This is a genomic window from Atlantibacter subterraneus (genome assembly GCF_007570865.1).
Taxonomy (GTDB): Bacteria; Pseudomonadota; Gammaproteobacteria; order Enterobacterales; family Enterobacteriaceae; genus Atlantibacter; species Atlantibacter subterraneus.
Genome location: NZ_VLPS01000009.1, coordinates 415,326 through 442,252, shown reverse-complemented (window position 1 = coordinate 442,252; position 26,927 = coordinate 415,326). Strand labels below are relative to the sequence as shown.

At 53.9% G+C, this 26,927-nt stretch carries 27 protein-coding genes; 18 read left to right on the top strand and 9 right to left on the bottom strand.

The features are described from left to right. Both FND52_RS19210 and flhA read left to right on the top strand, forming a co-directional pair. Positions 1–519: AIR synthase-related protein (locus FND52_RS19210; RefSeq protein WP_244290590.1), on the top strand; the 519-nt coding region annotated here is incomplete at its 5' end. 76 nt (positions 520–595) lie between these two features. After that, the gene (gene flhA / locus FND52_RS19205) at positions 596–2,680 is read left to right on the top strand and encodes a formate hydrogenlyase transcriptional activator FlhA (RefSeq protein ID WP_125291848.1); all 2,085 of its coding nucleotides are present in this window, start codon (positions 596–598) and stop codon (positions 2,678–2,680) included. Positions 2,681–2,738: 58 nt separating this feature from the next. Here the strand turns inward: flhA and FND52_RS19200 are convergent, their stop codons facing one another. Then, the gene (locus tag FND52_RS19200; RefSeq protein ID WP_125291849.1) at positions 2,739–3,701 is read right to left on the bottom strand and encodes a LacI family DNA-binding transcriptional regulator; all 963 of its coding nucleotides are present in this window, start codon (positions 3,699–3,701) and stop codon (positions 2,739–2,741) included. 291 nt (positions 3,702–3,992) lie between these two features. Between FND52_RS19200 and FND52_RS19195 the strand changes: the two genes are divergently transcribed. The 5 genes from FND52_RS19195 to FND52_RS19175 all read left to right on the top strand — a co-directional run bounded on the left by FND52_RS19195 (position 3,993) and on the right by FND52_RS19175 (position 8,895). Further along, a complete protein-coding gene (locus FND52_RS19195) occupies positions 3,993–4,307 on the top strand; it encodes a PTS sugar transporter subunit IIB (RefSeq protein WP_125291850.1) in 315 nt (104 codons plus the stop codon). 13 nt (positions 4,308–4,320) lie between these two features. Further along, a complete protein-coding gene (locus FND52_RS19190; RefSeq protein WP_125291851.1) occupies positions 4,321–5,649 on the top strand; it encodes a PTS sugar transporter subunit IIC in 1,329 nt (442 codons plus the stop codon). A 17-nt stretch (positions 5,650–5,666) separates the two neighbouring features. Beyond that, the gene (locus FND52_RS19185; protein WP_144132677.1) at positions 5,667–7,055 is read left to right on the top strand and encodes a glycoside hydrolase family 1 protein; all 1,389 of its coding nucleotides are present in this window, start codon (positions 5,667–5,669) and stop codon (positions 7,053–7,055) included. Positions 7,056–7,060: 5 nt separating this feature from the next. After that, positions 7,061–7,363 carry a PTS lactose/cellobiose transporter subunit IIA gene (locus tag FND52_RS19180; protein ID WP_167509384.1) on the top strand — a complete coding sequence of 101 codons (303 nt, stop codon included), beginning with the start codon at positions 7,061–7,063 and terminating at the stop codon, positions 7,361–7,363. Between the two features lie 152 nt (positions 7,364–7,515). After that, positions 7,516–8,895: a carbohydrate porin gene (locus tag FND52_RS19175; protein WP_125291854.1), complete on the top strand. Its 1,380-nt coding sequence runs from the start codon at positions 7,516–7,518 to the stop codon at positions 8,893–8,895. Between the two features lie 43 nt (positions 8,896–8,938). On the opposite strand, the gene FND52_RS19170 is transcribed toward FND52_RS19175, so the two are convergent. From FND52_RS19170 to yedE, 3 genes are all read right to left on the bottom strand, one after another. Then, a complete protein-coding gene (locus FND52_RS19170) occupies positions 8,939–9,949 on the bottom strand; it encodes a sensor domain-containing diguanylate cyclase (RefSeq protein WP_144132675.1) in 1,011 nt (336 codons plus the stop codon). Positions 9,950–10,129: 180 nt separating this feature from the next. Further along, the gene (yedF, locus tag FND52_RS19165; RefSeq protein WP_125291856.1) at positions 10,130–10,363 is read right to left on the bottom strand and encodes a sulfurtransferase-like selenium metabolism protein YedF; all 234 of its coding nucleotides are present in this window, start codon (positions 10,361–10,363) and stop codon (positions 10,130–10,132) included. Continuing rightward, positions 10,360–11,574, bottom strand: a complete 1,215-nt coding sequence (yedE, locus tag FND52_RS19160) for a selenium metabolism membrane protein YedE/FdhT (protein WP_125291857.1) — start codon at positions 11,572–11,574, stop codon at positions 10,360–10,362. The genes yedF and yedE overlap by 4 nt, the downstream gene beginning before the upstream one ends. Before the next feature lie 205 nt (positions 11,575–11,779). Between yedE and yedD the strand changes: the two genes are divergently transcribed. Beyond that, entirely contained in the window at positions 11,780–12,193 is a 414-nt protein-coding gene (gene yedD, locus FND52_RS19155) for a lipoprotein YedD (RefSeq protein ID WP_144132673.1), read from the top strand. 44 nt (positions 12,194–12,237) lie between these two features. Here yedD and amyA read toward each other — a convergent pair whose 3' ends face one another. The 4 genes from amyA to fliD all read right to left on the bottom strand — a co-directional run bounded on the left by amyA (position 12,238) and on the right by fliD (position 16,014). Then, positions 12,238–13,725 (bottom strand): alpha-amylase, encoded by a 1,488-nt coding sequence (gene amyA / locus FND52_RS19150; RefSeq protein WP_144132671.1) that lies wholly within the window; start codon positions 13,723–13,725, stop codon positions 12,238–12,240. A gap of 88 nt (positions 13,726–13,813) precedes the next feature. Further along, positions 13,814–14,176 carry a flagella biosynthesis regulatory protein FliT gene (gene fliT / locus FND52_RS19145; RefSeq protein ID WP_125291860.1) on the bottom strand — a complete coding sequence of 121 codons (363 nt, stop codon included), beginning with the start codon at positions 14,174–14,176 and terminating at the stop codon, positions 13,814–13,816. A 5-nt stretch (positions 14,177–14,181) separates the two neighbouring features. After that, positions 14,182–14,586, bottom strand: a complete 405-nt coding sequence (fliS, locus tag FND52_RS19140; RefSeq protein WP_125291861.1) for a flagellar export chaperone FliS — start codon at positions 14,584–14,586, stop codon at positions 14,182–14,184. A gap of 12 nt (positions 14,587–14,598) precedes the next feature. Then, complete coding sequence (gene fliD, locus FND52_RS19135; RefSeq protein WP_144132694.1) at positions 14,599–16,014, bottom strand: flagellar filament capping protein FliD; 1,416 nt, start codon at positions 16,012–16,014, stop codon at positions 14,599–14,601. Between the two features lie 286 nt (positions 16,015–16,300). Here fliD and FND52_RS19130 point away from each other — a divergent pair, with 286 nt between their 5' ends. From FND52_RS19130 to sdiA, 8 genes are all read left to right on the top strand, one after another. Then, positions 16,301–17,806, top strand: a complete 1,506-nt coding sequence (locus tag FND52_RS19130) for a flagellin N-terminal helical domain-containing protein (RefSeq protein WP_144132669.1) — start codon at positions 16,301–16,303, stop codon at positions 17,804–17,806. A 164-nt stretch (positions 17,807–17,970) separates the two neighbouring features. Then, positions 17,971–18,690, top strand: coding sequence for an RNA polymerase sigma factor FliA (locus FND52_RS19125; protein WP_125291865.1), 720 nt, complete (start codon positions 17,971–17,973; stop codon positions 18,688–18,690). Between the two features lie 60 nt (positions 18,691–18,750). Beyond that, positions 18,751–19,302 (top strand): flagella biosynthesis regulatory protein FliZ, encoded by a 552-nt coding sequence (gene fliZ / locus FND52_RS19120; protein ID WP_125291866.1) that lies wholly within the window; start codon positions 18,751–18,753, stop codon positions 19,300–19,302. Positions 19,303–19,387: 85 nt separating this feature from the next. Beyond that, the gene (tcyJ, locus tag FND52_RS19115; protein WP_125291867.1) at positions 19,388–20,188 is read left to right on the top strand and encodes a cystine ABC transporter substrate-binding protein; all 801 of its coding nucleotides are present in this window, start codon (positions 19,388–19,390) and stop codon (positions 20,186–20,188) included. A gap of 121 nt (positions 20,189–20,309) precedes the next feature. After that, positions 20,310–21,293, top strand: a complete 984-nt coding sequence (gene dcyD, locus FND52_RS19110) for a D-cysteine desulfhydrase (RefSeq protein WP_144132667.1) — start codon at positions 20,310–20,312, stop codon at positions 21,291–21,293. Positions 21,294–21,313: 20 nt separating this feature from the next. Continuing rightward, positions 21,314–21,982 carry a cystine ABC transporter permease gene (gene tcyL, locus FND52_RS19105; RefSeq protein ID WP_144132665.1) on the top strand — a complete coding sequence of 223 codons (669 nt, stop codon included), beginning with the start codon at positions 21,314–21,316 and terminating at the stop codon, positions 21,980–21,982. Next, positions 21,979–22,731: an L-cystine ABC transporter ATP-binding protein TcyN gene (gene tcyN, locus FND52_RS19100; RefSeq protein ID WP_144132663.1), complete on the top strand. Its 753-nt coding sequence runs from the start codon at positions 21,979–21,981 to the stop codon at positions 22,729–22,731. The genes tcyL and tcyN overlap by 4 nt, the downstream gene beginning before the upstream one ends. 220 nt (positions 22,732–22,951) lie before the next feature. After that, positions 22,952–23,674 carry a quorum-sensing transcriptional regulator SdiA gene (gene sdiA / locus FND52_RS19095; protein WP_125291871.1) on the top strand — a complete coding sequence of 241 codons (723 nt, stop codon included), beginning with the start codon at positions 22,952–22,954 and terminating at the stop codon, positions 23,672–23,674. Positions 23,675–23,739: 65 nt separating this feature from the next. On the opposite strand, the gene FND52_RS19090 is transcribed toward sdiA, so the two are convergent. Beyond that, positions 23,740–23,964, bottom strand: coding sequence for a DUF2594 family protein (locus FND52_RS19090; protein WP_125291872.1), 225 nt, complete (start codon positions 23,962–23,964; stop codon positions 23,740–23,742). 475 nt (positions 23,965–24,439) lie between these two features. Here FND52_RS19090 and uvrY point away from each other — a divergent pair, with 475 nt between their 5' ends. Together uvrY and uvrC are read left to right on the top strand one after the other, a co-directional pair. Then, entirely contained in the window at positions 24,440–25,096 is a 657-nt protein-coding gene (gene uvrY / locus FND52_RS19085) for a UvrY/SirA/GacA family response regulator transcription factor (protein ID WP_125291873.1), read from the top strand. Beyond that, entirely contained in the window at positions 25,093–26,925 is a 1,833-nt protein-coding gene (uvrC, locus tag FND52_RS19080) for an excinuclease ABC subunit UvrC (protein WP_125291874.1), read from the top strand. Before uvrY ends, uvrC begins: the two co-directional genes overlap by 4 nt. Positions 26,926–26,927 lie beyond the last annotated feature (2 nt).

The window sequence follows — 26,927 nt, the reverse complement described above, 5'->3', positions numbered from 1 at the left end:
CGTGCCGGGGATGTGCTGATTGTCAGCGGCACCCTGGGCGACCACGGGGCCACCATCCTCAACCTGCGGGAGCAGCTGGGCATAGAGGGCGTGCCGGAGAGCGACTGCGCGGTGCTGACACCGCTGATTCAGGCCGTTCGTCACCTGCCGGGGATAAGGGCGATGCGTGACGCCACGCGCGGCGGCGTGAACGCGGTGGCGCACGAGTTTGCCGCCAGCAGCGGCTGCGGCATCGAGCTTGACGAGCGCGCGCTGCCGGTGAAACCGGCGGTGCGGGGGCTGTGCGAGCTGCTGGGGCTGGAGGCGGTGAATTTCGCCAACGAGGGCAGGCTGGTGATTGCCGCTGAGCGGGCCGCCGCGCCGGCGATTATTGAGGCGCTGCGCAGCCATCCGCTGGGACGCGATGCCACCCTGACGGGTGAAGTGGTGGCGCGTAAGGGCGTACGGTTAACCGGCCTGTATGGCGTGAAGCGGACGCTTGAACTGCCGTTTTCGGAACCTTTGCCGCGAATTTGTTAAGATTATTTTTTGGCCCAGGGAGGCGGTTACCGCCTCCTGATGGCCTGTTGTCAGTTTTGATTTCTGGATAAGCTAAATGTCGTATACCCCAATGGGCGATGCCGCCGAACAAGGTCTGTTCGATATCGCCCGCACGTTATTGCAACAGCCCGATATGTGCGCACTGGTTAACGCGGTGCGTCTGCATATCAATCAGACTGGACTTGCGGAGCAGGTCAATCTTTTGCTGTGTCATCCGCATCAGCCAAGGGTCTGTTTTTTCAGCGTAGACGGGCAGGGAGAAGGCATTCGTTACGAAGATGAAACCGTGTTGGCCAATGGCCCTATTCGCCGGGTGTTATCGCGCCCCGAAGCGTTGCACTGTCGGTACCATGAATTTACCGAGACCTGGCCGCAGCTTGGCAAGCTCGATCTTTATCCGCCATTTGGCCACTACACGCTTCTGCCGCTGGCGGCAGAAGGGCGCATTTTCGGCGGCTGCGAATTTATTCGCGACGTCGATCGGCCCTGGAGCGAAAAAGAGTATTCACGTCTCCAGTCGCTAACCCAAATCATCAGCGTAGTGGCAGAACATATTCAAACGCGCCGGGTGAGTAGCGATAACTACGCCCTGTTATGCCGTGAACGGGATGATTTCCGCCTGCTGGTGGCTATCACCAATGCGGTCTTGTCGAAACTGGATCTGGATGAGCTGGTGAGTGAAATTTCCCGCGAAATCCACACCAATTTCAATATCGACTCGATCAGCATTGTGCTGCGCAGCCCGCGCAAAGGGAAACTCAACATTTACTCCACGCATTACGTTGAGAAAAGCGCGCCGATTTCAGCCCAGAGCGAGCTGGATGAAAAGGGCACTCTTTCCGAGCGGGTGTTCAACAGTAAAGAGATGCTGTTACTGAATCTCCACCATCAGGAACAGCATGCTCCCTACGAGCGGATGCTGTTTGACATGTGGAATAACCAGATCCAAACGCTGTGTCTGTTTCCGTTGACCTATGGCGATAAAATGCTGGGTGTGCTGAAACTGGCGCAGTGCGAAGCGCATATTTTCACCGCTGCTAATTTAAAACTGTTGCGGCAGATCGCCGAACGTATCGCGATTGCTATTGATAACGCACTGGCCTGGCAGGAAATTAATCGCCTTAAAGAGCGGCTGGTGGATGAGAATCTGGCGTTGACCGAGCAAATCAATAACGTCAGCGCTGACTTTGGCGAAATCATTGGCCGCAGCGACGCCATGATGACGGTAATGAAACAGGTCGAAATGGTGGCGCGCAGTAACAGCACGGTGCTGATCCTCGGGGAGACGGGCACCGGCAAGGAGTTGATTGCCCGCGCCATCCACAATCTCAGCCACCGCAATAACCGTCGCATGGTAAAAATGAACTGTGCTGCCATGCCGGCGGGCCTGCTGGAGAGCGATTTGTTCGGCCATGAGCGCGGCGCATTTACCGGTGCGAGTGCCCAGCGCATTGGTCGCTTCGAGCTGGCCGACCACAGTACGCTATTCCTGGACGAAGTGGGGGATATGCCTCTCGATCTGCAACCGAAGCTGCTGCGGGTGTTGCAGGAACAGGAATTTGAACGTCTCGGCAGCAATAAAATTATCCAGACTGACGTTCGGCTGATTGCCGCCACTAACCGTAATTTAAAGCAGATGGTTGCCGATCGCGAGTTTCGCAGCGATCTCTACTATCGCCTGAATGTATTCCCGATCTTTTTGCCGCCGCTGCGCGAAAGACCGGAGGATATCCCGCTGCTGGTTAAAGCGTTTACCTTTAAGATCGCCCGCCGCTTAGGGCGTAATATCGAGAGTATCCCCGCGGACACGCTGCGTATTTTGAGCAAGATGGAATGGCCGGGCAATGTGCGCGAACTGGAGAACGTTATTGAGCGTGCGGTACTGTTGACGCGTGGCAATGTCCTGCAACTCTCCCTGTCGGAAATGGCCTTTAGCGACCCGGCGCAGAGCCCGCCAGAGGAGCCTGAAACGGATATCGCCCGCGAAGGGGAAGATGAAATCCAGCGTATCAAACGGGTGTTGAAAGAGTGCAACGGCGTGATTGCCGGGGCGAAAGGTGCCGCACAGCGGCTGGGTGTTAAGCGCACCACGCTGCTGGCCCGCATGAAGCGCCTGGGGATCGATAAAGATCTCTGCTGAACGTGTACTGTTGGTTTAACAAATCAAACCCCGGGCTTCCGGGGTTTTTATTGCTGCCTTAACGGCTCGCTTTCCTGCGCACGTCCGGAATAAACAGATCGCCGCGCATCAGTTGGGTACCCAACATATCCTGGGTTTTTTCTGTCAGCCAGTTGACGATGCGCACCGCCATGGCTTCAATCGGATATTCAATGGCAGGAATGACCGGTACGCCAGGCAGTTGCAACGACCCGCCAAGGCTGAACACCATAATGTCGTCCGGTACGGATTTATTAAACGCCTGCAACTGGGGAATAATGTGCTGGGCCTCATGCTCATCCGCGACCATCAGCGCGTTAAAATTGAGCGTAGCGGCGTTATTCAGCAATTCCTGCAACGCCACGGAAGAGGAGGTCGCTTCCAGAAACACCAGATTGCGGTTAAAGGGCAGGAAGTTTTTCTCCAGCGCATGCTTATAGCCCAGCAGCACCTGATCGGCAAAGCCACTGCCTTGCGGCTGGATCATGGCGATTTGCCGCCGCCCCTGGCTGATCAGGTAATTACAGGCGGTTTCCGCTGCGAAGGCGTGATCGAACTGAATGCTGTTGACGTTTTCCGCCTCCATGCAGTCCACCAGAATCACATTCTCCTGGTCGATATCCAGCGGGAAGCGCGCGCCGATAATTAAAATATCATCACACAGACCGCAGTTCAGCTCTTCCAGCGCGTGCAGCACCGCGCTTTTGGTGTTGGCAAAACGCAGCAGCAGATGCTTTTGATGCTGGCTTAAATGTTTTTCCAGTACGTACAGATAGCTGGTGGTCTGGTTGATATTTTCATGGGCGCAAATCACGCCGATACAGCCGGTCGACTGGCTTAACAGCGACTGCGCAATGACATTTGGCCGATAGTTTAGTTCGTCCACGGCTTTTAGCACCGCCAGGCGGCTGGCTTCCTTTACCCCGCGCGAACCACTCAACACCCGTGACACTGTGGCCTTCGACACCCCAGCTAAACGTGATACATCGTTGATTGTTGACATCTTTCTCCCCTGACAGGCGCAAATGCAGCCTGGAAATCCTGATAAAACCTGTAGCGCAAATAATCACCATCCGCAGTATAGCCGTTTCCGTTTTTGATGGAAACCGATTTTCCATTTGGACGCCAGTGATCCATTTTACACAGCAAAACTGTGACGCCGGGCCAAAGAAAAGGCTTGTTATTCTGATTATTTTGATAGCAATCACAGTTCTGGTTTTTTGAAATGGAAACCGGTTTCCGTGTGATGTCCAATCAGTCGTGAAATAACTATTAACATATTGAGGTGCTCGGGATGGTCAGGATTATGTTGTGTTGTTCCGCAGGGATGTCTACCAGTTTGCTGGTGCGGAAAATGGAAGAAGTGGCGCAGGAAAGGGGCCTGGCAGTAGAGATTAACGCCTTTGGCGTTTCCGAATTTGATACACAGTTTCCAAACTATCAGGTGGTGCTGATTGGGCCACAGGTTAAATACATGTTAGGCACGCTGTCAGCCAAAGCGGCATCTCACAGCATTCCGGTCCAGCCTATTGATATGATGGATTACGGGATGCAGCGCGGTGATAAAGTTCTCGACTACGCACTGTCGCTGATCGACGCGGCACACTAATAAAGGGGTTCCCATGAGTTCACTCTACCAGTCAATGATTGCGGTCATTGAACAATCCATCACCCCGCTGGCCGGGCGTCTGGGACAGCAAAAGTACGTGATTGCTATCCGCGACGGTTTTACCGCGGCGCTGCCGTTTATGATCATCGGCTCCTTTATGCTGGTGTTTATCTTCCCGCCGTTCTCGGCGGATACCACCAACAGCTTTGCCCGCGGCTGGCTGGATTTCTCTCAGACCTACCGTGAGCAGCTGATGCTGCCGTTCAACCTCAGCATGGGCGTAATGACGTTCTTTATTTCGGTGGGGATTGGTGCCAGCCTCGGGCGGCAGTTTAACCTCGACCCGGTGATGTCCGGCCTGCTGGCGTTTATGGCGTTCCTGCTGGTGGCGGCACCCTATGCGGACGGCAAAATCTCTACCCAATATCTGTCAGGGCAGGGGATTTTTACCGCGCTGATCACCGCGATTTACTCCACGCGCGTTTATGCCTGGTTAAAGCAGAACAACATCACCATTCGCCTGCCGAAAGAAGTGCCGACCGGCGTGGCGCGTTCGTTCGAGATCCTGATCCCGGTGATTGTGGTGATTGGCACCCTGCATCCGCTGAACCTGTTCGTGGAAGCGCAAACCGGCATGATCATCCCGCAGGCGATTATGCATCTGCTGGAGCCGCTGGTATCGGCATCGGATTCTTTACCAGCCATCCTGCTGTCGGTGCTGCTGTGCCAAATCTTCTGGTTTGCGGGTATTCACGGTTCGCTTATCGTCACCGGCATTATGAACCCGTTCTGGATGGCTAACCTGTCTGCCAACCAGGCGGCGCTGGCGGCGGGCACGGCATTGCCCCACGTTTACCTGCAAGGCTTCTGGGACCACTATCTGCTGATTGGCGGCGTCGGCTCGACGTTACCGCTGGCTTTCCTGCTGCTGCGCAGCCGCGTAACGCACCTGCGCACCATCGGCAAAATGGGCGTGGTGCCAAGCTTCTTTAACATCAACGAACCGATTCTGTTCGGCGCGCCGATCATCATGAACCCGATGCTGTTTATCCCGTTCGTCTGCGTACCGTTGGTTAACGCCGTACTGGCCTACACCGCCACCCGTCTGGACTGGCTGCCGCAGGTCGTCTCGCTGACGCCGTGGACCACGCCTGCGCCTATCGGTGCCTCATGGGCGGCAAACTGGGCGTTTAGTCCGGTGGTGATGTGCCTGATTTGTATGGTGATGTCGGCGCTGATTTACCTGCCTTTCCTGCGCGCTTATGAGCGCTCGCTGATGAAAAACGAAGAGCAGAAAGCGCAAAACGCCGCGCCGATGGCTGAACCGGCCAACAGCAACTGATATCGGGAGTGATAACGATGAATTACACCTTTCCTGAGAATTTCTGGTGGGGCAGCGCGAGTTCCGCGCTGCAAACCGAAGGGGAAAGCCTGCGTGAAGGCAAAGGGCAAACCACGTGGGATCACTGGTTCGCCACCCAGCCGTGGCGCTTTCATAACGGCGTGGGGCCGGATGATACGTCAACGTTTTACCGCAACTGGCGTGAAGATATCGCCCTGCTGAAGACGTTGAATCACAACAGCTACCGCACCTCGATTAGCTGGTCGCGTCTGATCCCGGACGGAACCGGGGAGGTTAATCCGCAGGCAGTTGAGTTCTATAACCAGGTCATTGATGAGCTGATCGAACAGGGCATCACCCCGTTTATTACGCTGTTCCATTTTGATATGCCGATGGTGATGCAGGAAAAAGGCGGTTGGGAAAACCGCGAGGTGATAGACGCCTATAGCCGCTACGCGCAAATCTGCTTTGATTTGTTCGGCGACCGGGTACTGCACTGGTTCACCTTCAACGAGCCGATTGTGCCGGTGGAAGGTGGCTATCTGTACGATTTCCACTATCCCAACGTGGTGAATTTCAAACGCGCGGCCAGCGTAGCGCTGCATACCATACTGGCCCATGCTTCGGCGGTGAAAGCGTATCGCGCGGGCGGCTATGCCGGGGAAATCGGCATCGTGCTGAATTTAACCCCGTCATACCCGCGCTCGCAAAACCCGGCAGACGTAAAGGCCGCTGAGTATGCGGATCTGTTTTTCAACCGCAGCTTTCTCGATCCGGTGCTGCGCGGCGACTATCCCGCCGAACTGGTGGCGGTGCTGAATGAATACGGTCAGCTGCCGGTTTGCCAGCCGGGTGATAAAGAACTGATTCAGGAAGGCGTTATCGACTTACTGGGCGTGAACTATTATCAGCCGCGCCGGGTAAAATGCCGCGACAGCGCAATTAATAAAGACGCACCGTTTATGCCGGAGTGGTTATTTGACTATTACGACATGCCTGGCAGGAAAATGAATCCTTATCGCGGTTGGGAAATTTATGAACCGGGTATTTACGATATCCTGACCAATCTGCGTGTCAATTACGGCAACCCGCGCTGCTTTATTTCTGAAAATGGCATGGGTGTGGAAAATGAGCAGCGCTTTATTAACGACGGGCAAATTAACGATCAATATCGCATTGATTTTGTCGCGGGCCATTTGCAGTGGTTGCATAAAGGAATAACCGAAGGCAGCCGTTGCCTGGGCTACCACATGTGGACCTTTATTGATAACTGGTCCTGGTGCAACGCCTATAAAAACCGTTACGGTTTTATTCAGCTCGATCTTGCAACCCAGCAGCGCACAATTAAACGCAGCGGGGAATGGTTTGCCGCCGTTTCCGCGAATAATGGTTTTGATAAGGAGTAATAATAATGGTGGTATTAGAAGAAGCGGTGATGGAAATTATTGTCAACGCCGGTCAGTCGCGCAGCCTGTGTTTTGAGGCGCTGCACGCCGCCCGGCAGGGCAACTTCGATGAAGCGAATAGCCTGCTGCGCGAAGCGGACGGCTATTCGCGCCAGGCGCACCGGATGCAGACCAAACTGATTGAACAGGACGCCGGTGAAGCCAGACAGCCGATGACGTTAATTATGGTCCACGCCCAGGACCATTTAATGAATTCATTATTAGCCCGTGAACTGTGCGAAGAAATACTGCATCTGTATCAGCGTTAAGTGTTGTTTTAAATATTACCCGGAGTGTGAGTAACGAGAATATTTTAACCCTTCTGTACCCTTAAATAATAAATAACTTGTTTTGGCGTCAGCGATTCATTATCTCTGCCAGAACAGGGACTGTTATTACTAAAAATTACATCGAGAATATTATGAATAACATTAAAAAACTTCCATTAACGATGGCGGTTATCGCCGCGCTTTGCCCAATTTCTGCTCTGGCTCAGGAATTTACCCAGGAGCAAATTGACGCTATCGTGGCTAAAGCGGTGGATAAGGCCCTTGCCGAACGGCAGGCGAAAATTGATGAAGCGGTAAATAAAAAAGCCGACGTGATTACCGAACCGCAAACGGCGGCGCAATCTCCGGATATGGCGATCCCGTTTGGCGTGAAATTTAGCGGTTACGCCCGTTATGGCGCACATTTCCAGACCGGCGACCAGAAATACGTGGCGGTGGACGGTTCCTATAACGGCGCGTCGGCGATTGGTCGTTTAGGCAACGAAGGCAACGGCGGCGAATTTCAGCTCTCTAAAGCGTTCAAAAGCGATAACGGCGCGATCTGGGACGTTAACGTGATGATCGACCACTGGGGCGATGAAGTGAACCTGAAAAAGGCCTATGCCGGGGTCACCAATTTGTTCGCCTCGAATCCTGGCGCTTACCTGTGGGCCGGTCGCGACTTCCATCAGCGTCCGCAACAGGGCATCAACGACTACTTCTGGATGAACCACGACGGGCAGGGCGCGGGGATCAAGAACTTCGATATTGGCGGCGTCCAGTTCGATCTCGCCACCGTGGCTGCGGTAGAGTCCTGTAGCCCGGAAGTGATGGATGACGAAGCTAACCCGTCGCGCATTACCTGTACCGGCGGCTCCGGCACCGGCGATAAGGGTAACTATGCGGTGACGTCGAAAGTCCACGGCATGAAGATTGGTCCGCTGGATCTGGAGCTGTACGGCAACTACGGCTTTGACTCTAAAGCCGTTGACGACGACCAGCGCATGAACGCCTGGCAGGGCGGCGTGGTGTTAAGCCATACCAACGACAGCGGCGTGAACAAAATTATTGCGCGCTACTCTGATAACTCCGACAACAGCGTGTACAACAAAACCGAAGACCTGACCACGGTGTATGCCAGCTTTGAAGGGCTTCACCGATTTACCCAGCAGGCGCAAATTGAATACCTGCTGGCGTTCCACGACTACGACAACAGCAAAAACGGCAACGACAACCGTCGCAACTATGGCGCGATCGTCCGTCCGATGTACTTCTGGAACGATGTCCACTCCACCTGGCTGGAAGCAGGCTATCAGCGGGTTGATTACGACAAAGGCGGCGACAACAACGGCTGGAAAGTCACGCTGTCGCAGAACGTGTCTATCGCCATGGGACCGGAATTCCGTCCGATGCTGCGCTTCTACGTCACCGGTGGGGAAGTGGACAACGAGCGCACCGCGCGCGTCAACGGCACCGACGATCAGCAGTTAGATTCGTTTAACATCGGTGCGATGTGGGAAGCGTGGTTCTGATGAGCAATGCCGCCGTGAAATCCACGGCGGCATAAGCAAGGTATTAATGCTGTTTGCGGGCGTTCTTATCCAGATACATGTTGGCATCGGCTTTGCGCAGGGCGCTGTCGGGATCTTCCAGAGCCGGTTGCGCCACGTAAATGCCGATGCTGGCACCCGCATAATTCAGCTCCACATCCCTCAGGATGTATTTGCCTTCCAGGAGTCCATTGAGGCGCGCCTTCAGCGCGGAGGCGATTTTTTCCTGCGCTTCATCTGTTTTACCCCCCAGCTCCGCCACCAGGAACTCGTCGCCGCCGAGCCGTCCGATTATATCGTCCTGGGTTACGCCCGCCGACAGGCGTTCACTCACCTGTAGCAGAAACAGGTCGCCGGTTTCATGGCCGTACAGATCGTTAATCTCTTTAAAATCGTCCAGATCGATAAACGCCACGATTACCGTGCGCTCCATATGGCGGGCGATAGAAAACAGCGCGTCGAGATTTTTAAAAATGGCGCGGCGATTGGGCAGGCCGGTCAGCGCATCGGTATAGGAATGGGCGATTAACGCCGCGTTGGCTTCGCGCAGTTGCTCCAGCAATGAATCTTTCTGGACGTACTGGGCGATCAGCCCGGCGAACAGGCGCAGCACATATTCAGCGCGCACGGAGAGTTCTTTTTTATCAGAGCTGGCGGCGCACAGCGTACCGTAGAGCGTGCCGTCATCAAGCTGTACCGGCGTGCTGACATAGGTAGTGATGCCCAGCGCCTTTGCCGCTTCGGAATCGCCCCACTGCGCGGCGACATCGTTGGTGTACAGACAGCCTTCGTCCATGGCGCGTTTGCATAAGGTATCGCCCCAGGGGACGGTGAGCCCTTCAGGGATATTCATCTCTTTGCTGTTGCGTGAAAACAGGATGTGCTGCTTACCTTGTTCCGCTTCGACTTTGGTGAGGTAAGTCGAATCCATCTCGGTCACGATTTCCAGGGTCTCAAGCAATTTCCTGACCAGCCCTTCCAGGGAATTTTCTGAGGCCAGGGTTTCTGAAATCCGTGACAGAATAAAATCAGACATCTCTAACGTACGCTCCAGAATAAAGTGAACCGTGAATTCTAGCCGTACGCACCCGACGGCACGCGTCATCATAGCAAGAAATAACCCGTTTTCGGACTATCCCGGGGTACAACTATTATTTTTCAGTGGGATTTACGTGGGGGAGAGACGAATGGCTTTCGCCTCTCCCAGGGCAGGCGACTACTTGCGGATTAAATAGCGGATGGTCGGCCCATCCTGCTGGATTTCCAGCACGGTGTAGCCGTGATTACGGGCATCAAGCGGGATATTGTTAATCGACTGCGGGCAGTCGCTGATCACTTCTAAAATCTCGCCTTTCTTAAGCTGCGGCATGGCTTCCAGCGTTGCCACGGCCGGGTAGGGGCAGGGCTCGCCTACCATATCAAGACGGTAATCCGGGACTATTGCGCTCATACGCCCTCCTTCGCGGTTTCAGTGTTCAGGGTACGGCTGCGGCGGAAGAAGTGTTTTTCCCAGCCGATAATCAGCATTAATGCGGCAAACAGCATCAGATAAGTCACCAACAGGCCGCCCAGCGGGCCAAAGGTGTTCAGCAGGTTGATTTTGTCCCAGCTGGTGGCCAGGGCAGGGGAGAGATCGTCCCAGAAGTACGCCAGGATCGTCGAGCCAATCACGTTGCCCAGACCGACCCACCAGTAGTGCATCTGGCCTTCTACCGCGCGGTACATCCAGCCGGTTTCACAGCCGCCTGCCAGCACAATCCCGAAGCCAAACAGCAAGCCGCCCAGCACCGCATTCGGGCCCGCCCACATGATTTTCGGCTCTGCGCCCAACTGCACGTAGCTGAAGATGCCGATGGCGCTTACCGCCATGCCAAGGATAATCGCCTTGGCCATATGGGTACGCCCGGTGATCCACATATCGCGGAACGCCGAGGTAAAGCAGATTTGCGCGCGTTCAATCAGCAGGCCAAAACCCACCCCGAACAGCATCGCCAGGCCCAGCTTCGGCTGATTCATGGCGGTGAGCAGCGCCCATCCGATCATGCCGACGAAAATCAGCATCCCGATACGGAAGCGGCGACGCGCCTGATCGTGATTCTGGGTGAGTTGCGAAGCGCTGGACACTTTTTGCAGCTTCACCGGGATGCGGAAAATCGGCATCAGGGTAAAGCGCGCGCCAAACCACGAGCCGATGGCGGTGGCGATGGCAAAGAACCAGGCGTGCAGGGAGAACTGCGGAATGCCGGTAAAGAACGCGGCCAGGTTACAGCCCATCGCCAGACGCGCGCCGAAGCCGGCAATAATACCGCCCGCGACAGCCTGAAGAATACGGATGCGGTGCTGCGGTTTGCGGAGTTTAACGTTATTGGCCCACAGCGCTGCGGCAAAACAGCCGCCGAACATGCCGATAATCATCATGCCGTCGATGCGGGTAAGCGGGGATCCTTCGAGGTGGATAATTTTAAAATAACCCCACTCTTCGGCATGCACGCCCATCAGTTGCAGCAGCTGTCCGCCCCAGCGGGTGAATTCGCCGGTGACGGCCCAGAAGGTGCCGGTCAGGCCAAAGTAGTAGGTGGAGAGGATACCGGCGGCGATCACAGCCGGCAGCGGTGCCCAGAACTTAACGAGGTATTGCTGTTTGAATTGTTGCCATGACATGGTTTTTAGCCTCTGAACTCAGACGGATCTAAAAAGCGCGCGAACGCGCAGGAAAGAGCGAGCATCATAGGGTGTTTTTCTGAGAGTTACCGGGGGAAATATCAAAGAAAAGGCTGTCCCAGGTGGTTTATTGCGCAACAAGAAGGCTGGCGGCGATAACGCTTTAATGCCACACTCCTTTTTTTGATCTCTTGCAGGAATAACGATGAAAAAATACGCACTGGCAGCGGCGCTGCTGGCCCTGAGCGGCTGCGCTAAGGTGGATAACTATCAGGACGTGGTGAAAGCGCCAGCCCCCGCCGGGCTTGCCGGTTACTGGCAGTCGCAAGGGCCGCAGAGCAAACTGGTCAGCCCGGAAGCCATCGCCAGTTTTATCGTGACGAAAGAGGGCGATACCCTTGACTGCCGCCAGTGGCAGCGCGTTATCGCTTTACCCGGCAAGCTGATGCAGCGCGGGGAAGATTGGTATAACGTCACCCAGAAGGTGGAAATTTATTCGGTCGAGCGCATCGGTGACCGGATGGAGTACGCGGGCATGGATTTACAGCGCGTGGATCGCCCGACTAAAGAGTGCGCCGACTTTTTGGCGACGCATCCGCTGTTAAGCCCGCTGCCGTAATCAGAGTTTCCAGCGGGCAGAGCCTGTCTGCCCGCTGTGCCTGCTTAAATCGCTTCTTCAATCACCCACACGCTGACGCTGCCGCCCGGGCAGGTAAACACCCCGGTGCCGTTTTCGTCGGTCGTGACGCGCTGTTCCTGATTCCCCAGAAAATCACACCAGGTTTTGTTGGCGTAGTTTTCCCCTAACTCCAGCGTTTTTTCCCCCTCATCGCCGTTGGACATCACCACCACGCAGCCGGGATCCTCTTCGGTGCCGCTGCGGCTGAAGGCGATGCAGTTGGGATGATCGAACCACAATGTCTGGACGCCGTGGGCAAAACGCTGGCGAGCGTGGATCAGCATGTCGAGTTTGTCGACGATGGGCATATCGATGTGGTACATCTCGCCATCGCCGCCAGTATCGTCATAACTCGCGCCATAGAGATCCGGGTAAAACACCGACGGTACGCCGTTTTCACGCAGTAAAATCAGCGCGTAGGCCAGCGGCTTAAACCACGGCTCCACCGGCGCTTCCAGCGCCTGTAGCGGTTGGGTATCGTGGTTGGCCACCAGCGTCACCGCGTGGAACGGATCGGCTTCCACCAGCGTGCCGGTGAAAATCTGGCTCATGTCGTAGTCGCGGCCCTGCCGGGAAGCCTCGTGGAATTTCATATGCAGCGGGGCGTCGAACAGCATGGTTTTACCTTCCACCTGCTCAATGTACTGTTGCAGTTTTTCCACATCGTGCGCCCAGTATTCCGCCACGATAAACAGCGGCTTCGGCGCGACTTCCTGCACGTGCTCGATCCACTCTTTATAAAACCACGCCGGAATATGTTTTACCGCGTCCAGCCGGAACCCGTCGCAGTGGGTTTGATCCATCACCCAGCGGGCCCAGTATTTGATCTCTTCGGTGACGGCGCGGTTGCGATAGTCGATGTTGGAGCCCATCAGATAATCAAAGTTGCCGTTCTCGTCATCCACCTGATCGTTCCAGCCGTCGCCGGTGTAGTCGTTGATGATTTTAAACACGCCGTCTTCGGTGGGGTTTTCGATGCGGTCGACGCCGCTAAAGCATTTGTAATCCCAGACAAACTTTGAGTATTGCCCGTTGCGGGCGGGGAAGGTGTAGCGAGTCCAGGCCTCGCACTCGATGACTTCATCATCAATTTGGGTGCGATCCTGCTGGTTAACCCGGTTCACCCGCACCTGCTCTTTTTCATCTGCGCCCATTTTGTGGTTGACCACCACATCCAGCAGCACGGCAATGTTATTTTTTTGCAGCGCGGAGATGGCGTCCAGCAGCTGCTGTTTATCGCCATATTTGGTGGCGACCGATCCTTTTTGATCGAATTCACCCAGGTCGAACAGGTCGTAAGAGTCGTAGCCGATGGAGTGCTCGCCTTCGCTGCCTTTATACGCAGGCGGGAGCCAGACCATGTTGATGCCGATATCATTAAAGGTTGCTGCGCGTTCAGATACCTCCGGCCATAACGTGCCGCCGCCGGGGGAATACCAGTGAAAACATTGCAGGATGGTGGGATTTTTCATCTTCCTTGCTCCAGAAGTCATTTAGCTGACTTCTGGAGTATGGAAGATCTTCATCAACTCACCAGAGCGGGGGGAAATTATCGTTGCGTTAATTGGCGGGCGTGTTGGGAACCAGCAGCATTCCGGATAATCTGCCATAGGCATTATTGAGCGATTGCTGGCGTGAAGACTGGCCAATCAGCTCGCTCAGTTCATCCAGCCGCTGCTGAAGCAGCGCTTTCAGCTGCTGCTCGTTTTCCAGCGTCTGCTTCAGGTAAGTCTCCAGCATATCCTGCACTTGCTTGCTGATCCTCGGGGCCGGTGTTTCCATCACCGCTTCCACTGAGCGCAGGTAGTCCACCTCTTTTTCCAGCAGTAATTCCCATTCACCCCGCTGGGCCAGCTCCAGTAAGGTCTGGCTCATCAGCGCAACATGCTGCCAGCGGCTAATCAACTCCACGTTGGGGGACATTAATGTTACTCCTGGGCGTGAGCCGGCTGTGGGGAGACTTGCTTCCATGCATCAGCGATATTACTGAGCAACCCTTCAACTTCTTCAATTGCCTGGCTGTCGTTACGTAAATTAGCCTGTAACAGACGACGCACCATATAGTCATACAGCGACGACAGGTTAGTGGCGAGCTCGCCCCCCTGTTCGCGATCCAGCCCCGCTTTCAGGCCGTTATCAATAATATTAATGGCTTTACTCAGCGCTTCGCCTTTCGCCACCGTTTCACCCTGCTGCATAAACAGGCGAGCGCGCACCAGCGCACTCATTGCGCCATCAAACAACAGCACAATAAGCTGATGGGGGCTGGCACTCATTACGGCACTCTCTACGCCCACGCGGGCGTAAGCGTTAGTACCACTGGCGTTATACATAATGACCTCTCATCAGGAGCTGGAATTGCTCATCGCCGTAAACTGTTGGCTTAAATAACTGCTGGTGCTGTTCAGCTTGCTCATCATGGTATCGAGCTGAGTGAACTGCGCCTTATAGCGCGCAACCGTGGCGTCAATGCTTTCGCTGGTGGCCAGATACTGTTTGGTCAACTTTTTCAGCGTGGCGTTGATGCTGTCCTGGGCGCTGTCGATAATGCCGTCATCGGCCAGATATTCTTTAATGTTCGACGCCATTTTGGTGGTGATGCCGGTTTCTTTCCCGTCACCGACCAGCAGCAGACGCGCCGCAGATGAGTTTTCATTCAGCGCTTTAGTCAGCTTGGTGTCTTCAATTTTTAATTTGCCGGTGGCACCGTCAGCGGTAATGCCGATTTCGTTTAAGGTTTTAAACGCAGAACTCGGATCGCCCTGAGTAAACATGCCGCGCAGGCCGGTCTGGATACTGCGAACTACCGTGTCGCCTAGCAGCGCGCCGTTGCTGGTGCTTTGCGCGTCAGCGCCGGCATCAACGGCGGTGTATTTTGTCAGAGAGTTAAAGGTGTCAATCAGGGAGTTATAGGCATCAACCCACCCCTTAATCGCGGCTTTGGACTGATCGTTGCTTTTCTCAACCGTTACCGTCACGTTGCTGACTTCTTTGCTCAGATTCAGCGTTACACCTTGCGGCGCATCGGTGATGGTGTTGGTTGGCCGTTCAATATTGATGTTATTAACGGTTAGCAGAGCATTTTTAGGTTCAACTAACTGCTTCATGCCGCCTGCTTTGTCGGTACCGTCATAACCAATTACGGCATTTAACGCGTCATCACCTTTAACTGAAATGGTCATTTTATTGTCCAGACCACTTTCCGAGGAGGTAATCACCAACTGATACTGATCGTCTTTGACTTTAACAATGCTGGCAGAAACCCCACTGTCGGCATTGTTAATGGCATCACGCATGCCTTCCAAAGAGGTTTGCTCACTGCTGAGTTTTATTTCCAGCGGTTTATCGCGACCTGGTTGGTTTATAATCAGAGTTCGTTCCGCAACAGCGGTGTTACCCTGTGCAGTTTGGCTGGAGTCGATACTTTTAGTCGTTGTCAGTGAATGTGCCTGGGCAAGCTGCGTTACGCTGATAGAGTATTTACCCGCAGCCGCCCCTGCCGTGGTTGTGACGGACAAATCTTCACTGCTGCTTTTTGCAGTAGTACTACGGAATAAATCTGCATTATTTAACGTCGTGTTCGCGGTCTGAAATTTTTCCAGTGCGCTTTTAAGCGTGCCATAAGCTGTTAACCGAGCTGTGTTGGCACTTTGCTGTTGCGTAATTGGCGTCAAGCGCGCTTTTTCTGCGGTCGTTAGGTTCGTTAGTAAGGTATCCAACGGTAGGTTAGACCCGACGCCTAAAGATGATATTGAAGCCATGCCATTTCCTTTTGATTGCAAACAGTGGTTAGTGGTGATATCGGCAATCTGGCGGCAAAGTTTAAGGATATTTTGAGGAATTAATGGTCGGAATAATGCTTCTTATGATGGGTAATTCGGATGGTTAAGAAAACATCGAATAAAAAATGTGTTCGGAAATAAAAAATGGCAGAAGAGTAAAAATTTTCTAAAGTTCGAAAAAGGGGTGCCGATACATGGGTTACGGTGACAAGACCGTGGGCAACAGCCCAACAACATCAAGATGTAAATTGATAAGGAATAGATCATGGCACAAGTCATTAACACGAACAGCCTGTCGCTGTTGACCCAGAACAACTTGAACAAATCTCAGTCTTCCCTGAGCTCTGCTATTGAGCGTTTGTCTTCCGGGCTGCGCATCAACAGCGCTAAAGACGACGCCGCTGGCCAGGCGATTGCTAACCGCTTCACCTCTAACATCAAAGGTCTGACTCAGGCGTCCCGTAACGCCAACGATGGTATCTCCATTGCTCAGACCACTGAAGGCGCGCTGTCTGAAATCAACAACAACCTGCAGCGTGTACGTGAACTTTCCGTTCAGGCAGCTAATGGTTCAAACTCTGATTCAGATTTGTCTTCTATCCAAGCTGAAATTAAACAACGTTTGGATGAGATTGACCGTGTTTCTGGTCAGACTCAGTTCAACGGTGTGAAGGTACTTGCTAATGACAGTAAGCTGACAATTCAGGTTGGCGCTAATGATAATGAAACTATTTCTATCGATTTGAAAGAAATTACTAGCGCAACCTTGGGTCTGAATACTTTCAGCGTAACTGGTGACAAAGCAGCTACTGCTGATCAATTAGTCAAAGACTTTGGTGCCACAGGCACAATGAATTACAAGCTGGGTAGCGACAATTTTACATCAAACGTAAAAACGGGTGCTGTCCAGATTCAAACCGGTGGTACTGGTGCTTTTGCTGCAGCTTACGTAGGTGCGGCTGATGGTACATTGTCCAGCTCTGCAACCAACACTAAAGTTGATGACAACGATACTGCAACCATAACTGCTGCCGCTACTGCTGCTGCGGGTACCCTTGGTAATGTGGGTTCTAAATTTTCGTTTAAAGGTACTGACTGGACTGCGGTAACAGGTACTACTGCTAACGCAAATGGTAACGGTATTTATACTGCGACTGTTGACGGTAAGGAAGTCACGCTTGAAATTAGTGGCTCTACTTCCAATGTGGGTGCTAATGCTTCAATGACTATCACTGGCGCTGATATTTATGAGCAAGGTGCTGCGGGTAGTAATAAATTAACGACCCAATTGAACAATGTAGCAGCAAAAGAGTCCGATCTTGTTAATGCGAAAGCAACTAAGACTGGTGGTGCGCTTACAGTTGGCGCAGCGAATTATGATATAAGTGGTTCCGGTGTGGTCACATTGAATGGCGGTACAGGTGAGCCAATTTATGTGAAAAATGCCGGAACGGGTAACGCATCACTGGTTGCACAAAGCCAAGCTAGTGAAGCAACGCGCAACCAGTTAGAATTGATTGATAAAGCATTATCACAGGTTGATACCTTCCGTGGTGCTTTGGGTGCGGTTCAAAACCGTTTCGATTCCACCATTACCAACCTGGGTAACACTATCAATAACCTGTCTTCCGCACGTAGCCGTATTGAAGACTCTGACTACGCGACCGAAGTTTCCAACATGTCCCGTGCGCAGATCCTGCAGCAGGCAGGTACTTCTGTTCTGGCACAAGCTAACCAGACCACGCAGAACGTTCTGTCTCTGCTGCGTTAATTCGCAAAACCCCTTTCAAACCCCGCCTCGGCGGGGTTTTTTACAGCTCCGATCTCCTTATAACCCCTAAATAACCCCCCATTTCACCCACTATTCATCCGATTAAAAGCCCTCCAGAAACGGATAATCATGCCGATAACTTATTTAACGCAGGGCTGTTTATCGTGAATTCACTCTATACCGCTGATGGTGTAATGGATAAACACTCGCTGTGGCAGCGTTATGTCCCGCTGGTGCGTCACGAAGCATTGCGCCTGCAGGTGCGCTTGCCGGCGAGTGTCGAACTCGACGATCTGCTTCAGGCAGGCGGCATCGGGTTATTGAACGCGGTGGAACGCTACGACGCCCTGCAAGGTACGGCATTTACCACTTACGCAGTGCAGCGTATTCGGGGTGCCATGCTGGATGAACTGCGCAGCCGCGACTGGGTGCCGCGCAGCGTCCGGCGTAACGCCCGCGAAGTCGCACAGGCCATCGGTCAACTGGAACAAGAACTCGGACGTAACGCCACGGAAACCGAAGTGGCGCAGCGCCTGGGTATTGCGCTTGACGAATATCGTCAGATGCTGCTCGACACCAACAATAGCCAGCTTTTTTCCTACGACGAGTGGCGGGAAGAGCATGGCGACAGTATTGAACTGGTCACCGAAGAGCATCAAAGCGAAAACCCGTTGCAGCAGTTGTTGGAAAGCAGCCTTCGCCATCGCGTCATGGAAGCGATTGAGGCGTTGCCGGAACGTGAACAACTGGTGCTGACGCTTTACTACCAGGAAGAGCTTAATCTCAAAGAGATTGGCGCGGTACTGGAAGTCGGGGAGTCACGGGTAAGCCAGCTGCACAGCCAGGCAATCAAACGGCTACGGTCTCGTCTGGGTAAGTTATAGGTTGTTGAGCTGCTCATCATCCTGGAAATGCCACTCATGCATGTCACACCGGGAGTCACTATGACTGAGCCACAACAAAAAAAACGGCCTATTAGCCGCTACCTGAAAGACTTTAAGCACGCAGAAACCCATTGCGCCCATTGCGGCAAACTTCTGGACCGCATCACGCTGGTCCATCGTGGGACTATCGTTAACAAAACCGCTATCGCCCAGCTCGATACCTTAATCGATGAAGCGACCTGGGCCAGCCAGCGTCACGAATGGTCGGCGCTGTGCCGCTTCTGCGGCGATCTGCACTGCAAAGTGCAGAGCGAGCATTTCGATATCATCGGCTTTAAACAATACTTGTTTGAACGCACCGACATGAGCCCGGGCACCATCCGCGAATACGTGGTGCGCCTGCGCCGTCTGGGCGAGCATCTTGAAGCCCAGCAAATTCCCGCCGACCAGGCGCAGCAGGGCGAGATTGAAGATCAGCTTGAGCGCTGGCTGCCGCCCACCAGCACCAATAACTACCGTATTGCGCTGCGTAAATACTCCCGTTATTTACACCATAATCATCAGAGTGAGCCCGCAAAAAACCTGTATGAGACGACTTCTGCTATATATTAATTTGGCATAACTCGTTCCATTCTGTTGTTTGCTTAACAGGTGTAACTCTTTAAACTGGCTGAAAATTTCGATATCTGGGGTATCTATGAAACTTGCACAGTTTGGCCGCCAGGCGCTGATGGGCGTGATGGCAGTGGCGTTGATGGCAGGCGTAAGCGCAAAAACTTTCGCGGCGGAAGATCTGCTTAACAAAGTTAAAGAGCGCGGTACGTTGCTGGTTGGGCTGGAAGGCACTTATCCGCCGTTCAGCTTCCAGGGCGATGACGGTAAGCTCACCGGCTTTGAAGTGGAATTCGCCGAAGAGCTGGCGAAGCACCTCGGCGTGAAGGCGTCGCTGAAACCCACCAAATGGGACGGGATGCTGGCGTCGCTGGATTCTAAGCGTATCGACGTGGTGATCAACCAGGTGACGATTTCCGACGAGCGTAAGAAGAAATATGACTTCTCCACGCCGTACACCGTTTCCGGTATTCAGGCGCTGGTGAAAAAAGGCAACGAAGGCGCAATCAAATCTGAAGATGACCTGAAAGGCAAAAAAGTGGGCGTAGGCCTGGGCACCAACTATGAAGAGTGGCTGCGCCAGAACGTGCAGGGCGTGGATATCCGTACTTACGATGATGACCCGACCAAATACCAGGATCTGCGCGTAGGCCGTATCGATGCCATTCTGGTTGACCGTCTGGCCGCGCTGGATCTGGTGAAGAAAACCAAAGATACCCTGGCGGTCGCGGGCGAGCCGTTCTCCCGTCAGGAAGCGGGCGTCGCGCTGCGTAAAGGCAACGAGGATCTGCTGAAAGCGGTAGATCAGGCGATTGCGGACATGCAGAAAGACGGGACCCTGGCCAAACTCTCCGAGAAATGGTTTGGTGCCGACGTGACGAAATAAGTCGTCGCAAACGCAAAAAGGTGCTGAAATCAGCACCTTTTTTTATTGCATGCCGCCAGCCCTGGCGCATGTGATGCATAATTATCACCATTGCGAACAGAAAACGGCATCCGGAGATCTCATGTCACTGCATAACTTAACCCGCTTCCCGCGTCTGGAATTTATTGGCGCACCCACGCCGCTGGAGTTTTTACCGCGTTTTTCCGATTACCTGGGCCGGGAAATCTATATCAAGCGTGACGATGTGACGCCAATGGCGATGGGCGGCAACAAGCTGCGCAAGCTGGAGTTCCTGGCGGCGGATGCGCTGCGCGAAGGGGCAGACACCTTGATCACCGCGGGTGCAATCCAGTCCAACCACGTGCGCCAGACTGCGGCGGTAGCGGCGAAGCTGGGTTTGCACTGCGTGGCGCTGCTGGAAAACCCGCTGGGCACCCGTGCGGAAAACTATCTCACCAACGGCAACCGCCTGCTGCTCGACCTGTTTAATGTCCAGATTGAGATGTGTGAAGCGCTGAATAACCCGGATGCGCAGCTAGAAGAATTAGCTACTCGCGTCGAAGCCCAGGGCTTTCGTCCTTACATCATCCCGGTGGGCGGTTCCAACGCACTGGGCGCGATGGGCTATGTGGAAAGCGCGCTGGAAATTGCCCACCAGTGTGAATCAGTTAGCCTGAGCTCGGTGGTGGTGGCGTCCGGCAGCGCCGGGACACATGCCGGTCTGGCGGTGGGCCTTGAGCAACTGATGCCTGATGTGGAGCTGATCGGCGTTACCGTGTCGCGCACCATCGCCATGCAGAAGCCGAAAGTGGTGGCGTTGCAGCAGGCCGTGGCACAGCAGCTGGACTTAACCGCCACTGCCGACATTACCCTGTGGGACGACTACTTCGGTCCAGGCTACGGCGCGCCAAATGAGGAAGGCATGGAAGCAGTAAAACTGCTGGCCAGGCTGGAAGGGATTTTGCTCGACCCGGTGTATACCGGCAAAGCCATGGCGGGGCTTATTGACGGCATCGAACAGAAGCGCTTTAAAGATCGCGGGCCGATTCTGTTTGTCCATACTGGCGGCGCGCCTGCGCTATTCGCCTATCATCCCCACGTTTGATTGCCGGGTGAAAAACGACAATGCAAGAAAGTATCCAACTGATTATTGATTCCCTGCCGTTTCTGCTGAAAGGGGCGGTGTTTACCCTCCAGCTCAGTATTGGCGGGATGTTTTTTGGGCTGGTGCTCGGCTTTATTCTGGCCCTGATGCGCCTGTCGCCGATCTGGCCGATTTCCTGGCTGGCGCGTTTTTATATCTCGATTTTCCGCGGTACGCCGCTGATCGCCCAATTGTTTATGATCTATTACGGTCTGCCGCAGTTTGGCATTGAACTGGATCCGATCCCGGCGGCGATGATTGGCCTGTCGCTGAATACCGCGGCCTATGCCTCAGAAACCCTGCGTGCCGCGATCTCGTCGATTGATAAAGGCCAGTGGGAAGCCGCCGCCAGTATCGGGATGACGCGCTGGCAGTCATTGCGCCGCGCTATTTTGCCGCAGGCCGCGCGCGTGGCGCTGCCGCCGCTGAGCAACAGCTTTATCAGCCTGGTGAAGGATACCTCGCTGGCCGCCACTATTCAGGTGCCGGAACTGTTCCGTCAGGCGCAGCTGATCACCTCCCGTACGCTGGAAGTGTTCACCATGTATCTGGCGGCATCGCTGATTTACTGGGTTATGGCGACGGTGCTCTCCACCTTGCAAAATTATTTCGAAAACCAGCTTAACCGTCAGGAGCGTGATCCCAAATGAGCGCGATTTCAGTCAAACAACTGGTGAAGAAATTCCATGGACAGACGGTGCTGCACGGTATCGATCTTGAGGTGAAGCCTGGCGAAGTGGTGGCGATTATCGGGCCGAGCGGCTCCGGGAAAACCACCTTGCTGCGCAGCATTAATCTGCTCGAGCAGCCCGATGCGGGCACTATTCAGGTGGGCGATATCATTATCGACGCCGCCAAATCGATGGGCCAGCAAAAGGGGCTGGTACGCCAGCTGCGCCAGCACGTGGGGTTTGTGTTCCAGAACTTCAACCTGTTCCCTCATCGCACCGTGCTGGAGAACATCATTGAAGGCCCGGTGATCGTGAAAGGGGAGCCGAGGGAAGAAGCCGCGACCCGCGCCCGGGAGCTGTTGGCTAAAGTTGGGTTAACCGGCAAAGAGACCAGCTATCCACGGCGCTTATCCGGCGGCCAACAGCAGCGCGTGGCCATCGCCCGCGCCCTGGCGATGCGGCCCGACGTGATTTTGTTCGATGAGCCCACTTCGGCGCTCGATCCGGAACTGGTTGGCGAGGTGCTAAGCACCATCCGGCAGCTCGCCGAAGAGAAGCGCACCATGGTGATCGTAACGCATGAAATGAGCTTTGCGCGCGATGTGGCAGACCGGGCAATCTTTATGGACCAGGGGCGTATTGTCGAGCAGGGCCCGGCCAAAGCGCTGTTTGCCCATCCGCAACAGCCGCGTACCCAGCAATTTCTCGAGAAATTCCTAATGCAGTAGGCCAAAGGGCATTATGTGCCGTTAACATCGGGCTTGCGTCAATGCGCAAGCCCGTAAAGTTTGGCATCAGTGGAAACCATGAAAAATTGCGCCTTAGAGAGTGGATTCATCTTTCCCGTGAATGTTAATCCCTGCATTCATAGATAAGATAAAGTCTCATTTGTGGTAATTTATCCCATCAAAATAATTAATCAATAACACCGGGAATACGTAACGCAGAATGACGGAAAGTGACTTTTTCAAATGGCGGAAAAAGGTTTTCAATCGTTTTCAGGAAACCCGAGACAGTGCAGACGTTGAACAGCTTCTGGCGAGCGAAACGCAAGCCATGGCGTTCGATTATTATTCGCTGTGTATAAGGCATCCCGTGCCGTTTACTCGCCCTAAACTTACCCTTTTTACCACCTATCGTGACGAGTGGGCGCAGCATTACTGTGCGGAAAACTATTTCGCCATCGATCCGGTATTAAACCCTAATAATTTGCATCGCGGTTATCTGCCCTGGACCGATGAATTGTTTAGCGGCGCGCCTGATTTTTGGGATGCCGCGCGGGACTTTGGTTTGCGTAACGGCGTCACCCAGACGGCGATGGCACCGGGACGCGCGCTGGGATTCCTCTCGGCATCGAACCTGCGCGTTCAGGATGCCTGGCTTTCGGAAGACGAACTGGCGCTGCGGCTGCATTATCTGGCCGATCTCAGCATGATGGCGCTGCTGCGCATGAACGCCCCGGCGATGAGCGGGCTGGAGATGAAATTCAGCAAACGCGAGCGTGAAATCCTGCAATGGACGGCGGAAGGGAAAACCTCTGCGGAAATCGCCATGATCCTGTCGATTTCGGAAAATACGGTGAACTTCCATCAGAAGAATATGCAGAAGAAATTCAATGCGCCGAATAAAACCCAGGTTGCCTGTTATGCAGTGGCGATGGGACTGATTTAACCGGAGAGAGCAGGATGGTGCGGCAGACTGACGCGGCGGTGATATCTTCACCGCCGCGTTTTTGTTTACTGGCGATAGGCCTGTTTAATTTGCTTAACGGTATTGCCGAACAGCTCCGCCTGGGCGGTATCTTCCATCTGAGCGATCTGCTTTTCCATCTTAATGATGACACGGCCCGCATCCGCCTGGCCCATTGCCTGGAGCATAAGCGTCAGCAGGTTTTTCATGCAGGACACTTCCAGTGCCAGTTCCTGAATATTGTCAGTAGTGGAAAAATCAGGGGTGCTCATTTCTTTACCTCAATGGAATGTTAACGCGCAGACTGGCGTGTTGTTAATCTCAAAGGCGCGGAGTATATCACACCCAATGAAAGTCGGGAGTGGTTGTTTTTTAATCTTGTTGAGCCTGGGTTTATTTAATTAAACACTTCGGCTGAATACGGCTCACTACCCGCTTGGCAGGACTGGATTATTTGTTTCAACAAAGTTTTTAAATCGTTAAATACTGGCTTTATGGAAAGGGCTTTCACATTTTCTTCAAAGTGTTTTAGATTTTGTTAAATTGATATATTTTTAATTTCTTGATTGTTAAGCTTTTTCATCGATCCCAACGAGCGGTTTTCGCTAAGTTTTAAGGGGAATATTTCCAGAAATGCGAGCAAGAACTGCAAAGTACTTTTTTTGCGTTTTAAAGTTGACTTAAAACCCGTTAATATATGGGAAATTATCTATCAGCAGCGTTATCCCTATTCTGGAGATGTTTCCTTTGATCAACGTTCTTCTTGTTGATGACCATGAACTGGTGCGCGCAGGGATACGACGCATTCTTGATGATATCAAGGGCATTAAAGTTGCAGGTGAAGCCTGCTGCGGCGAGGACGCCGTGAAATGGTGCCGTTCTAATCCGGTGGATGTTGTCCTGATGGACATGAACATGCCCGGCATCGGGGGCCTTGAAGCCACGCGTAAAATCGCGCGCTCAGGATCAGATATCAAAGTCATTATGTTAACTATACACACCGAAAACCCGCTTCCCGCTAAGGTGATGCAGGCCGGTGCCGCTGGCTATCTCAGCAAAGGCGCTGCGCCGTCCGAGGTGGTGAGCGCAATACGCTCTGTTCACGCGGGGCAACGCTATATCGCATCGGATATCGCTCAACAAATGGCGCTGAGCCAGATTGAGCCTGCTAAAGCGGAATCGCCGTTCTCCAGTTTGTCTGAACGGGAATTGCAGATTATGCTCATGATTACCAAAGGCCAGAAGGTGAACGAGATTTCCGAGCAGCTCAATCTTAGCCCGAAAACGGTAAACAGCTACCGTTACCGGATGTTCAGCAAACTGAACATTCACGGCGATGTTGAATTGACCCATCTTGCGATCCGCCATGGCCTGTGCAATGCCCAAACATTAGCCAGCCAGTGAGAGAAGTGTTCGATTCTAAATCTTTTTTAAAAACCGTCACCAACAAGCCCGGCGTCTACCGAATGTACGATGCCGGCGGTACGGTCATCTATGTCGGTAAAGCGAAAGACCTCAAAAAGCGTCTTTCCAGCTACTTCCGTGTCCAGCTTTCCAGCCGTAAGACGGAAGCACTGGTGGCGCAGATTGAAAATATCGACGTCACCGTCACCCATACCGAGACCGAAGCGCTGCTGCTGGAGCATAACTACATCAAGCTCTATCAGCCGCGCTATAACGTGCTGCTGCGCGACGATAAGTCCTATCCGTTTATCTTCCTGAGCGGCGACACCCATCCGCGCCTGGCGGTGCATCGCGGTGCCAAGCACGCCAAAGGGGAATACTTCGGTCCGTTCCCCAACGGCTATGCGGTGCGCGAAACCCTCGCTCTGCTGCAAAAGATCTTCCCGATCCGCCAGTGTGAAAACAGCGTCTATCGCAACCGCTCCCGGCCTTGCCTGCAGTATCAGATTGGCCGCTGCCTTGGGCCCTGCGTTGAAGGGCTGGTCAGCGAGGAAGAGTACGCGCAGCAGGTGGACTATGTTCGCCTGTTTCTGGCCGGTAAAGACGACCAGGTGCTCACGCAACTGGTTACGCGGATGGAAAAGGCCAGCCAGAATCTCGAATTCGAAGAGGCAGCGCGCATTCGCGATCAAATCCAGGCGGTACGCCGCGTCACTGAAAAACAGTTCGTTTCCAATACTGGCGACGATCTGGACGTGATCGGCGTGGCGTTCGATGCCGGGATGGCCTGCGTGCATGTGCTGTTTATCCGCCAGGGGAAAGTGCTGGGTAGCCGCAGCTATTATCCTAAAGTCCCCGGCGGTACTGAGCTGGCGGAAGTGGTGGAAACCTTTGTCGGGCAGTTTTATCTGCAGGGCAGCCAGATGCGCACCTTGCCATCAGAAATCTTGCTCGATTTTAAACTCTCTGACGAAAGCGTGCTGGCCGATTCGCTCTCCGAAGTGGCGGGCCGCCGCGTCAATGTGCAAACCCGTCCACGCGGCGACCGGGCGCGCTACCTGAAGCTGGCGCGCACCAATGCCGCTACCGCGCTGGTGACGCGCCTGTCGCAGCAGTCCACTATCTCCCAGCGTTTAACCGCGCTGGCGGCGACCCTGAAGCTGCCGGAGATTAAGCGCATGGAGTGTTTTGACATCAGCCACACCATGGGCGAACAGACGGTGGCCTCCTGCGTGGTGTTCGATCCAAATGGCCCGCTGCGCGCTGAATATCGTCGCTACAACATCACCGGCATCACGCCTGGCGATGACTATGCGGCGATGAATCAGGTGCTGCGCCGTCGCTATGGCAAAGCCATTGAAGACAGCAAAATTCCCGACGTGATTCTCATCGACGGTGGGAAGGGGCAGTTGGCCCAGGCGAAAGCGGTATTTGCCGAGCTTGACGTGCCGTGGGATAAACATCACCCGCTGCTGCTTGGTGTGGCAAAAGGCGCGGATCGTAAGGCCGGGCTGGAAACGCTGTTTTTTGAGCCGGAAGGGGAGGGATTCTCGTTGCCGCCGGATTCACCGGCGCTGCATGTCATCCAGCATATCCGCGATGAGTCGCACGATCACGCCATCAGCGGCCACCGTAAAAAACGCGCTAAAGTCAAAAATACCAGCACCCTTGAAACCATCGAAGGGATTGGCCCGAAGCGCCGCCAGATGCTGCTGAAATACATGGGCGGTTTACAGCCGTTGCTCAATGCCAGTATCGAAGAGATCGCCAAAGTCCCAGGCATCTCACAGGCTCTGGCAGAAAAGATCTACTACTCGTTGAAACATTAGGG

What these genes read in the sequence shown, in the direction of transcription:
- flhA (WP_125291848.1), top strand. Translation starts at nt 596, where the DNA reads ATGTCGTATACCCCAATGGGCGATGCCGCCGAACAAGGTCTGTTCGAT.
- FND52_RS19200 (WP_125291849.1), bottom strand. Translation starts at nt 3,701, where the DNA reads ATGTCAACAATCAACGATGTATCACGTTTAGCTGGGGTGTCGAAGGCC.
- FND52_RS19195 (WP_125291850.1), top strand. Translation starts at nt 3,993, where the DNA reads ATGGTCAGGATTATGTTGTGTTGTTCCGCAGGGATGTCTACCAGTTTG.
- FND52_RS19190 (WP_125291851.1), top strand. Translation starts at nt 4,321, where the DNA reads ATGAGTTCACTCTACCAGTCAATGATTGCGGTCATTGAACAATCCATC.
- FND52_RS19185 (WP_144132677.1), top strand. Translation starts at nt 5,667, where the DNA reads ATGAATTACACCTTTCCTGAGAATTTCTGGTGGGGCAGCGCGAGTTCC.
- FND52_RS19180 (WP_167509384.1), top strand. Translation starts at nt 7,061, where the DNA reads ATGGTGGTATTAGAAGAAGCGGTGATGGAAATTATTGTCAACGCCGGT.
- FND52_RS19175 (WP_125291854.1), top strand. Translation starts at nt 7,516, where the DNA reads ATGAATAACATTAAAAAACTTCCATTAACGATGGCGGTTATCGCCGCG.
- FND52_RS19170 (WP_144132675.1), bottom strand. Translation starts at nt 9,949, where the DNA reads ATGTCTGATTTTATTCTGTCACGGATTTCAGAAACCCTGGCCTCAGAA.
- yedF (WP_125291856.1), bottom strand. Translation starts at nt 10,363, where the DNA reads ATGAGCGCAATAGTCCCGGATTACCGTCTTGATATGGTAGGCGAGCCC.
- yedE (WP_125291857.1), bottom strand. Translation starts at nt 11,574, where the DNA reads ATGTCATGGCAACAATTCAAACAGCAATACCTCGTTAAGTTCTGGGCA.
- yedD (WP_144132673.1), top strand. Translation starts at nt 11,780, where the DNA reads ATGAAAAAATACGCACTGGCAGCGGCGCTGCTGGCCCTGAGCGGCTGC.
- amyA (WP_144132671.1), bottom strand. Translation starts at nt 13,725, where the DNA reads ATGAAAAATCCCACCATCCTGCAATGTTTTCACTGGTATTCCCCCGGC.
- fliT (WP_125291860.1), bottom strand. Translation starts at nt 14,176, where the DNA reads ATGTCCCCCAACGTGGAGTTGATTAGCCGCTGGCAGCATGTTGCGCTG.
- fliS (WP_125291861.1), bottom strand. Translation starts at nt 14,586, where the DNA reads ATGTATAACGCCAGTGGTACTAACGCTTACGCCCGCGTGGGCGTAGAG.
- fliD (WP_144132694.1), bottom strand. Translation starts at nt 16,014, where the DNA reads ATGGCTTCAATATCATCTTTAGGCGTCGGGTCTAACCTACCGTTGGAT.
- FND52_RS19130 (WP_144132669.1), top strand. Translation starts at nt 16,301, where the DNA reads ATGGCACAAGTCATTAACACGAACAGCCTGTCGCTGTTGACCCAGAAC.
- fliZ (WP_125291866.1), top strand. Translation starts at nt 18,751, where the DNA reads ATGACTGAGCCACAACAAAAAAAACGGCCTATTAGCCGCTACCTGAAA.
- tcyJ (WP_125291867.1), top strand. Translation starts at nt 19,388, where the DNA reads ATGAAACTTGCACAGTTTGGCCGCCAGGCGCTGATGGGCGTGATGGCA.
- dcyD (WP_144132667.1), top strand. Translation starts at nt 20,310, where the DNA reads ATGTCACTGCATAACTTAACCCGCTTCCCGCGTCTGGAATTTATTGGC.
- tcyL (WP_144132665.1), top strand. Translation starts at nt 21,314, where the DNA reads ATGCAAGAAAGTATCCAACTGATTATTGATTCCCTGCCGTTTCTGCTG.
- tcyN (WP_144132663.1), top strand. Translation starts at nt 21,979, where the DNA reads ATGAGCGCGATTTCAGTCAAACAACTGGTGAAGAAATTCCATGGACAG.
- sdiA (WP_125291871.1), top strand. Translation starts at nt 22,952, where the DNA reads ATGACGGAAAGTGACTTTTTCAAATGGCGGAAAAAGGTTTTCAATCGT.
- FND52_RS19090 (WP_125291872.1), bottom strand. Translation starts at nt 23,964, where the DNA reads ATGAGCACCCCTGATTTTTCCACTACTGACAATATTCAGGAACTGGCA.